Raw genomic sequence first — 9,956 nt, forward strand, 5'->3', positions numbered from 1 at the left:
TAGATAATTACATTGTTACAAATTCTTGCAATGGAAGTCTTGTAGAATTTGGAGATACTTCTATTTTTCTAAAGATAACAGATTCACAAGATGGCACTATTACATGTGATTTAATAAATGGAGTTGATGAAGAAAAAAATGGCATGCTGTCATTAACAACATCAGGGTAAGGAAAATTAGTTATTTATCTAAAACAATAAAAAACACTTGCAAAAACGTTTTTGCAAGTGTTTGATTAATTATTTTTGCCTAATAAAAATCTGTATCGATTTTTTAGGACTAGTCATACTTATTATTTTTGTCTGAAATAAATATCGATTGGCACTCCTGAAAAATCGTAAATGTCCCGTAATTTATTTTCAATAAAACGTTTGTAGGGTTCTTTTACGTATTGCGGCAAATTGGCAAAAAACACAAACTGAGGCGTTGGTGTTGGCAACTGCATACAATATTTAATTTTGATATATTTTCCTTTGATAGCCGGTGGCGGTGTAGCCTCGATAATTGGCAACATGGTTTCGTTAAATTTAGAAGTCGCAATACGTTGTTTTCTGTTTTCAAAAACCTGAACGGCTGCTTCTAACGCTTTTAACAAACGTTGTTTGGTCAATGCCGAAACGAATAAAACAGGCACATCAGTAAAAGGTTCGATCTCTTTGCGAATTTTAGCTTCGTATTGTTTAGCCGTCATGGTGTCTTTTTCAACCAAATCCCATTTGTTCACCAATATGACAATTCCTTTTCTGTTTTTTTGTGCCAACCAAAAGATATTTTGATCTTGGCTTTCGAACCCACGAGTGGCATCAATCATTAAAATACAAACATCGGCATGTTCAATAGCACGCACCGAACGCATTACCGAATAAAATTCCAGATCTTCTTTTACTTTTGCTTTTCTACGGATTCCGGCAGTATCTACTAATTTGAATTCGAAACCAAAACGGTTATATGTTGTATCGATAGCATCGCGAGTGGTTCCGGCGATATCGGTTACTACAAAACGATCTTCTCCGATTAAGGCGTTGATAAAAGATGATTTTCCGGCATTAGGACGACCTACAACCGTGAAACGCGGTAACGGATTTTCTTCTTCCGCTACGTCCGGTAATTCCGGTAATACTTCCACTAACTTGTCTAAAAGCTCTCCGGTTCCACTACCGCTCATTCCGGCAACAGTGAAATATTCACCTAATCCTAATGAATAGAACTCAACGGCATCGGCTACACGCATGGCGTTGTCTACTTTGTTCACCGCAACCAAAACCGGTTTTTCTACTTTGCGAAGCAAATTAGCCACTTCCATATCCATAGGTGTAACGCCTTCCTCCACGTCTACTACGAAAATAATAGCATCGGCTTCATCGATTGCTAATTGCACCTGGCGACGGATTTCGCCTTCAAAAACATCATCAGAACCTACGATGTAACCTCCGGTATCAATTACCGAGAATTGTTTTCCGTTCCATTCACTTTTGCCATAATTTCTATCTCGTGTAACGCCACTAACCGAGTCTACAATGGCATCGCGTCGTTGTATTAAACGATTAAAAAAGGTTGATTTCCCTACATTTGGTCTACCTACTATGGCTACAATATTGTTCATCTTACTGTTTTTGAGTCTGCAAAGATACTTTATAAATTTTAAATTATGAATTTTATTAATTTAGGGTTGAAGATTTAGTGGGCAGTTAGTAGTCGAGGTATTGTATACTTTACCACAAAGTAGCCCCAAGAAGGCACTAAGGAACACAAAGTAATTTACCTATTTGTCAGATTGAGCAGAGTCGAAACCTAAATTAGTTGACAGTCGCAGCATACAATTTACAGTATACATTATACAATCTACAGTCTCTCTGAGTACTTTGCTTTTAGAGCTACTCAAAACGCTCAACGTCTTTTTACTATTAGACTCGTGTTTTGAAATAGGGAGTTGCATTAGCGATAGAGCCAAGCACCGTGTGCAGGCGAAAGCGCGACCCGGATTTATTTTAGGGGAATGCCCAAGATTTAAAAAAAAACAGTATTTTAGTTTTAAATATGAACACCATGGAACCGGAAAAAGAGATACGCTTGCGCTTGCGCTTTTACAAGACTTCTTCAAAATCGATTGAGGAGATTAAGACGACTTGCGAACGAATGAAAGTTGATATTACTCCGGATTTTCATATTAAAACGTTAGACAACCACATTTGGCTGAGCATTGGCGCGAGAAGACGCGAGAAGTTTTCGCCTAATTTACATTTGGAATTAGAGCAAATGGAAGATGGAAATACTGCGGTTAACGGCTTGTTTGGTCCGGATCCTGTTTTGTGGACGATGTTTATGTTTTTGCACTTTGTGGTGGCGGGAATCTTTATTATTTTTTGCTTGATTGCGTATTCGAAATGGACGCTTAATCAGAATTTTACGCTAGACATGAGTATTATGGCTTTGATGGTGGCGTGTTGGTTTTTGCTGTATTATTTGGCGCGAAGAAACCGCAATAAAGGAGTACCACAAATGCATGAACTTGAGGAATTGATGGATAAGATTTTATTTTGATTTGTGCGGCTTCTCGACTCCGCTCGAAGTGACAAGTGTTTTTATTGTAAAAATACTTTATGCTACTTCTCGATTTCTACCGCAAACCATGTTTGCTCCTCTTACTATTAAATGCTCGAAGTGACATAAAAAAAACCTGAAACGAGTTCAGGTTTTAAGTTTATTTTTGATTGTAACCAAAGCGTTTGAGCTGACGTAAATTGGTCCGCCAGTCTTTGTTGACTTTCACATAAGTTTCTAAATGGATTTTTTTGCCAAAGAATTTTTCCATTTCTTCTCTTGCTTGGATTCCTACTTTTTTGATGGCTGCTCCTTTGTGACCAATGATGATTCCTTTTTGAGTATCGCGTTCGACCATGATAAGCGCACGAATGCGGATGATGTCATCGTCTTCTTTGAATTCTTCGGTTTCGATTTCTACGGCATACGGAATTTCTTTGTCGTAGTTCAACAAGATTTTCTCGCGGATGATTTCGTTCACAAAGAAACGTTCGGGTTTATCGGTTAAAGTGTCTTTAGGATAAAACGGTTCCGATTCGGGTAACAAGGCTATAATTCTATCGAAAACGGTTTGCACATTGAAGTTTTCTAAAGCGGAAATGGGAATAATTTCGGCATTAGGTACTTTTTCTTTCCAAAGTTGGATTTGTTTTTCTAGCTGTTCTTGGTTGGACTTGTCGATTTTATTCAACAATAGAAGCACCGGAATTTTAGAATGGATAATGCGTTTGAAAAAACTTTCGTCTTTTAAATCCTTCTCTCCTATTTCTACCATGTACACTAAAACATCGGCATCTTCAAAGGCACTTTTTACAAAATCCATCATAGAATTTTGTAATTCGTAAGCAGGTTTGATGATTCCCGGGGTATCGGAAAAGATAATTTGGAAATCATCGCCATTCACAATTCCTAGAATTCTGTGACGTGTTGTTTGTGCTTTACTGGTAATAATAGACAAGCGTTCGCCTACTAAAGCGTTCATTAGTGTTGATTTGCCTACGTTGGGATTACCTATTATGTTTACAAAACCTGCTTTGTGATTCATGGTTATCATTTTATGTTACAAAGGTATGAAATATTAAATTCAAAATTTAAAGCAATAATGAAGCAAAAGGATTGAAAATAATCAGATTTTCTTTTTAACGAAACTTTAATTCAAAAGAAATGTGAGTTTCACACTATATTTGATATCTTTATTTTATAAAAAATGCATTTCTTAACCTAGGTTAATTTTTTTTTAGGTTTAATTTTATGAATTTTGCCTCATCAAATAATTAAAGAGTTTGAGAATAAAAAATCAATTTAATATTTACACTATGAAAAAAAATGGTTTATTAGCTTTAGTAGCAGCGGGTTTAATCTTGGCATCATGTGGAGGTAAGTCTTCAGATAATACAACTACAACTGCAGAACAAGAAGTAGCAGTAGCAACAGAAAATGTTTTTGCCGTAGACACAACTGCTTCTGTAGTAAAATGGAAAGCATTTCACAAAGGAGGTTTTGCTCCACGTTGGGGAACTTTAAATGTAGAGACAGGAGAGATTTCTGTTTTAGGAGATGCTGTTAACGCAGGGAGCTTTGTGATTGATATGCAATCATTAAAAGTTGATCCGGCTTCTGTTACTGAAGAAGGAAAAAAAGCTACAGACCTTGAAGCTCACCTTAAAAATGCTGATTTCTTTGATGTAGAAAATCAAAAAACAGCTGAATTCAAAATTACTAAAGTTGAAGATTTAGCTGAAGCTCCAGCAAAAGGAGTAGAGGGTGCAAATAAATTATTAAGCGGTAACTTAACATTGTTAGGAAATACATTAAATGTTTCTTTCCCAGCTAAAATTGATGTGACAGAAAATGCAGTATCTATTCTTGCAGATTTCACTGTAGATCGTGCAGAGTGGGGAATCAAATTTGGTACAACTGAAGCAGATCCGGCTGAATGGATGATTAGTAAAGATATTGAAATCAGCGTTGATGTTAAAGCAACAAAATAAGCTGACTGACTTATAACAACTTTTCTTACTTAAAGAGGCGTCCTTGTGACGCCTTTTTTTATTTGAGTAATTTTATGTTTTCTTTTATAGCTCTTCATCTGATTTGAAACTTATACAACAAATAAAATCCATGTATTTAATCCAGAAATCATATTAATGTAAACGGAAAAGATATAGGAATAAAACTTACAGAAAATAAAAATATAGAAGCACAAATTATTTATGTTACTGCTCAACAAGATTATGAAACAATAAAAAAAGCAATAGCAACAGTACCAATTTCATATCTTACAAAACCAATAAAAAAGATTGATTTATTGGCTGCAATACATTTAGCAATAGAAAAAATAAAGACTAATTTTATAATGATAAAAGATGGTTTTGAAGAAATTAAAATTTTATATGATGATATTCTTTATATAAAAAGCGATGGGAATTACATAGACTTACATACTCATTCAAAAACATATTCTTTAAGACAATCATTAGAAAGTTTAAATGAGCTTTTAGATCAAAATAAATTTTGTAAAATACATCGTTCTATTTTAATAAATAAGACCAAAATTGAAAAGAGAACGGCATCTAGTGTTTTTATAAATAATGAAGAGTTAACTATTTCTAGAAGATATAAAAATAATATTAATGGTCATTCACATACAAAGAATGGTCACTCATAACATTTTAATTTTATGTGTTAAGTAGATAAATATATTTGTTTCATTAACTAATTATTAGATAAGAAAATAAAATGAAACAGAGGTACTTATTTTTATTAATGCTGCTCACAGTGTTTTTTTCGTTTTTTAAATTAAATGCACAAATTGTAATTTCTGAAATTATGTATAATCCACCTGAATCAGGAACTGATTCTTTGGAATATATAGAATTATACAATCGAGGTAGTGTTACATTAAATTTACAAGATTATACTTTTTCTCAGGGAGTTACATATACTTTTGGAAATATTAATTTAAGTCCAGGAGAATATTTTGTTTTAGCAGTAAATAGTTCGAGCTTAGATTATGTTTTTGGAGCTGGAACTGCTGATGATCAGTGGCTCTCAGGAGGCTTATCTAACGGAGGAGAAACAATAGAGTTATTAGACAATCTTGGAGCACAAGTAGACATTGTTACATATGATAATATAGCACCATGGCCATTAAATGCAGCAGGATTGGGTAGTTCAATTAAATTGTGTGATGCTAGTTTTGACAATAATGATCCAACAAACTGGATTGCCTCAAACGAAGGTTCTGGAGTTTTTATAAATAGTTATGAAGTTAAAGGTAGTCCTGGAAGTGCAGGTGTTTGTCAAACGACTCCAGCAACGCATCTAAACTTTGATGGTGTAAATGATTATATTACATTATCAAACGAAAGTAATTTTGATTTTACTAATCAAATGACTGTAGAATTTTGGATGAACTCTAATGTAGTATCCGAACAATGGGATGCATTAGTTACAAAAGGAGATGATAGTTGGAGGATAGCATTGACATCAGATGGCGCAATTGCTTTTACTGCTACAGGTGCATTTACCGATTTTTATTCAACAACTTTTGTTACTGATGGGAATTGGCATCATGTGGCTGTTACTTATGATGGCGCTTTTGCTAAAATATATATTGACGGTTCTTTAGAAAACCAATTAGCAGGAACTTCAAATATTAACAATTCTAACTATAATGTTTCTCTTGGCGAAAATCTTCAAATGACAGGGAGATACTACACCGGAAATATGGATGAAGCTCGTATTTGGAATACTGCAAGAACAATCGATCAAATAAACGCTTCAAAGAATTGTGAATTACAAGGAAATGAAACAGGTTTAATAGCGTATTATCAGTTTAATCAAGGTGTTGACCAAGCAGACAATACAAGTATTACTACGTTGACTGATAATACTGCAACAAATGCAAACAACGGAACATTATCCAATTTTACTTTAAACAGAACTGCTTCAAATTGGTTAGCAGGTTCGCCTATTACTAGTAATTTACCTGTTCCATCAATACCAATAGATACAACACCTGTTACCTATACTCAAGGTGATACAGCTACAGCATTAACAGCTACAACTGGTATAGGTGGAGTAGGGTTATTATGGTACACAACGGCAACTGGAGGAACAGCTTCAACAACTGCACCTACACCAAATACTTCATCAGTTGGCTCAACATCGTATTGGGTTTCAAGTACAAACGGTAATGGCTGCGAAAGTGATAGGGTTGAAATAGTAGTTACAGTAAATGCTAGTACTGCAGCACCTACAACAACTTGGACAACACAAGTTTATACAGGCGATGATAAAACTATTGCCGATATACAAGTAACAGGTAGTAATATTACTTGGTACGATTCTCCATCTGGAGGTTCTGTTTTACCAACTACAACTTCTTTACTTGATGGAGGAACCGCTTATGCTTCGCAAACTGTTGGAGGTATTGAAAGTACTGATAGATTAGCAGTAACCGTTAAACGAATTTCAGATAATACACAAACACTACCTCCGGCAAGTACAGTTGCCGATTTAGTTGCCACACCAAGTACAGGAGCTACAGCGCAGTGGTTTGCAAATGCTACAGGAGGAACTGCTTTATCTGGTACCGATGTGTTAACAAATGGTGTTTATTATGTAGAACAACAAACAACAGCCGGTATTGAAACTTTAGGTAGTGGATTTAATTTACCTACTGGAGTAGCTATTCAAACGGATGGTAAAATTGTAGTAGCTGACAATACTAATAATACTATAAAACGAATGGACGCTGATGGTAGTAACATTGAAACTCTAGGTAGTGGATTTTATCTTCCTTATGGAGTAGCCATTCAAGACGATGGTAAAATTGTAGTGGCTGATGCTAATAATAATGCTATAAAACGAATGAATGCCGATGGTAGTAATATTGAAACTTTAGGTAATGGATTTTATAATCCTAGAGGAGTAGCCATTCAAGCCGACGGTAAAATTGTGGTAGCTGATACTGGGAATGGTGGTATAAAACGAATGAATGCCGATGGTAGTAATATTGAAACTTTAGGTAGTGGATTTGATTCCCCTAGAAGTGTAGCCATTCAAGCGGATGGTAAAATTGTAGTAGCTAACATTTTTAATAATGCTATAAGACGAATGGATTCCGATGGAAGTAATATTGAAACTTTAGGTAGTGGATTTAGCGGTTCTAATGGAGTAACCATTCAAGTGGATGGTAAAATTGTGGTAGCTGATACTGGTAATGGCGGTATAAAACGAATGAATGCCGATGGTAGCAATATTGAAACTTTAGGTAGTGGATTTTATGCTCCTTATGGAGTAGCCATTCAAGCAGATGGTAAAATTGTAGTAGCTGATTCTGGAAATAATGCTATAAAACGAATTACAGAAGTTTCTACAAGTAACCGTGTTCCTGTAAATGTAGCAATATCTAGTCCTGCCACACCTACAACCACTTGGACAACGCAAGTTTATACTGGCGATGACAAAACTATTGCCGATATACAAGTAACAGGTAGTACTATTACTTGGTACGATTCTCCAACTGGGGGCATGGTTTTACCAACTACAATTTCTTTGTTAGATAATGGAACCGCTTATGCTTCGCAAACTGTTGGAGGTGTTGAAAGCACTGATAGATTAGCAGTAACCGTTAAACGAATTTCAGATAATACACAAACACTACCTCCGGCAAGTACAGTTGCTGATTTAGTTACCACACCAAGTGCAGGAACTACAGCACAATGGTTTGCAAATGCCACTGGAGGAACCGCTTTACCTGGTACCGATGTATTAGCTAACGGTGTTTATTATGTAGAGCAACAAACAGCTACTGGTATTGAAACTTTAGGTAGTGGATTTAATTATCCTAGTGGAGTAGCTATTCAAACAGATGGAAAAATTGTGGTTGTTGACAGTGGTAATAACACAGTAAAACGCATGGATTTTGATGGTAATAATATAGAAACTTTAGGTAGTGGATTTAATAATCCTACAGGAGTAGCTATTCAGTCAGATGGAAAAATTGTAGTAGCTGACAAGTTTAATAACGCTATAAAACGCATGGATTCTGATGCAAGTAATATAGTAACTTTAGGTAGTGGGTTTAGTGGTCCTTCCGGAGTAGCTATTCAAACTGATGGAAAAATTGTTGTGGCAGATACTTTTAATAATACTATAAAACGCATGGATTCTGATGGTGGTAATATTGAAGTTTTAGGAAGTGGATTTAGTAGTCCAACTGGAGTAGCTATTCAAGCTGATGGTAAAATTATAATAGCTGGTTTTGGAAATAGCACTATAAAGCGTATGGATTCTGATGGAAGTAATATTGTAACTTTAGGTAGTGGATTTTCTATGCCTTTTGGAGTTTCCATTCAATCTGATGGTAAAATTGTGGTGGCTGATTATGGGAATAATGCTATTAAGCGCATGAATGCTGACGGAAGCAATATTGAAATTTTAGCTTACGGAGCATATAGTTATCCTAATGGAGTGACCATTCAAGCGGATGGAAATATTGTAGTAGCTGATTCGGGTAATAGTTTAATTAAAAGAATTACAGAAGCTTCAACAAGTAACCGTGTTCCTGTAAATGTAGATGTCACTACTTTAGGTACTTCAAACTTTGATGCTAATAGTTTTAAAATTTATCCTAATCCTTCAACTGGTATTTTCACAATTGACACTAAAGAAGAAGTTCAAATAGAAGTATTCGATTTAGTAGGTAAAATGATTAAAAAGGAAAACATTCATATTGGAGTTAACTCAATTGATGTTACAAATTATGCTAATGGTGTTTATTTACTTAGGGTAAATAATTCAGGAAAAATAAATACATATAGGTTAGTTAAACAATAATGAAGATCTTTAATAAATATAGATTCGAGTTATTACTTATTGTAATATATTAGGGATTTATATTTATTCATTATAAGAAAAAGAGCTACAATTAGTAGCTCTTTTTTGTTTTGGCTTCAACTGAGAATCGTTTACGTTTTGGCGCACAATTTCTAAAACACGGAGAATTTCGGATATAAAAAACGGCTTTGAAAAAGTATTCAAAACCGTTTTTTTTTCTAGCTCTCAAAGCCTTTTTCTACTTAGTAGCAGAACAGGACTCAAACCTGTGCCCTTGAGATATTTTAAAAATTAATTTTTTATTAATTTATACGTTTTATTTTCTTTATTGTTATTGAGGGTGATTAAATATAGCCCATTTGTAAAGTTAGTAACTCCAAATTTGGATGATTTTAAAGACTGTAGAAATAATAAAGGTTGGGAAGATTTAACCCATAAAAAAAGAGAACCAATTTCTTGATTCTCTTTACTTAGTAGCGGGAACTGGACTCGAACCAGTGACCTTCGGGTTATGAGCCCGACGAGCTACCTACTGCTCTATCCCGCGCTGTGCGTTTTCATGAAGTTTA

6 protein-coding genes and 1 tRNA gene are annotated in these 9,956 nt (G+C 34.9%); 4 read left to right on the plus strand and 3 right to left on the minus strand.

Annotated features, from left to right (window positions below):
• Positions 1-292 precede the first annotated feature (292 nt).
• Positions 293-1,603 carry a ribosome biogenesis GTPase Der gene (der, locus tag ACUSJC_RS16475; RefSeq protein WP_449270659.1) on the minus strand — a complete coding sequence of 437 codons (1,311 nt, stop codon included), beginning with the start codon at positions 1,601-1,603 and terminating at the stop codon, positions 293-295.
• Between the two features lie 473 nt (positions 1,604-2,076).
• On the opposite strand from der, the gene ACUSJC_RS16480 reads away from it, so the two are divergent.
• On the plus strand, positions 2,077-2,541 hold the full coding sequence (locus tag ACUSJC_RS16480; protein WP_449270660.1) for a hypothetical protein: 465 nt from the start codon (positions 2,077-2,079) through the stop codon (positions 2,539-2,541).
• 160 nt (positions 2,542-2,701) lie between these two features.
• Here ACUSJC_RS16480 and era read toward each other — a convergent pair whose 3' ends face one another.
• A complete protein-coding gene (gene era / locus ACUSJC_RS16485) occupies positions 2,702-3,586 on the minus strand; it encodes a GTPase Era (RefSeq protein ID WP_449270661.1) in 885 nt (294 codons plus the stop codon).
• A 271-nt stretch (positions 3,587-3,857) separates the two neighbouring features.
• Between era and ACUSJC_RS16490 the strand changes: the two genes are divergently transcribed.
• From ACUSJC_RS16490 to ACUSJC_RS16500, 3 genes are all read left to right on the plus strand, one after another.
• Positions 3,858-4,532, plus strand: coding sequence for a YceI family protein (locus ACUSJC_RS16490; protein ID WP_449270662.1), 675 nt, complete (start codon positions 3,858-3,860; stop codon positions 4,530-4,532).
• 317 nt (positions 4,533-4,849) lie between these two features.
• Positions 4,850-5,209, plus strand: a complete 360-nt coding sequence (locus ACUSJC_RS16495; protein ID WP_449270663.1) for a LytR/AlgR family response regulator transcription factor — start codon at positions 4,850-4,852, stop codon at positions 5,207-5,209.
• 98 nt (positions 5,210-5,307) lie between these two features.
• Positions 5,308-9,387, plus strand: a complete 4,080-nt coding sequence (locus tag ACUSJC_RS16500) for a LamG-like jellyroll fold domain-containing protein (protein ID WP_449270664.1) — start codon at positions 5,308-5,310, stop codon at positions 9,385-9,387.
• Positions 9,388-9,861: 474 nt separating this feature from the next.
• Here ACUSJC_RS16500 and ACUSJC_RS16505 read toward each other — a convergent pair.
• Positions 9,862-9,934, minus strand: a tRNA-Met gene (locus tag ACUSJC_RS16505).
• Between the last annotated feature and the right edge of the window lie 22 nt (positions 9,935-9,956).

The organism is Flavobacterium sp. U410, assembly GCF_053570605.1.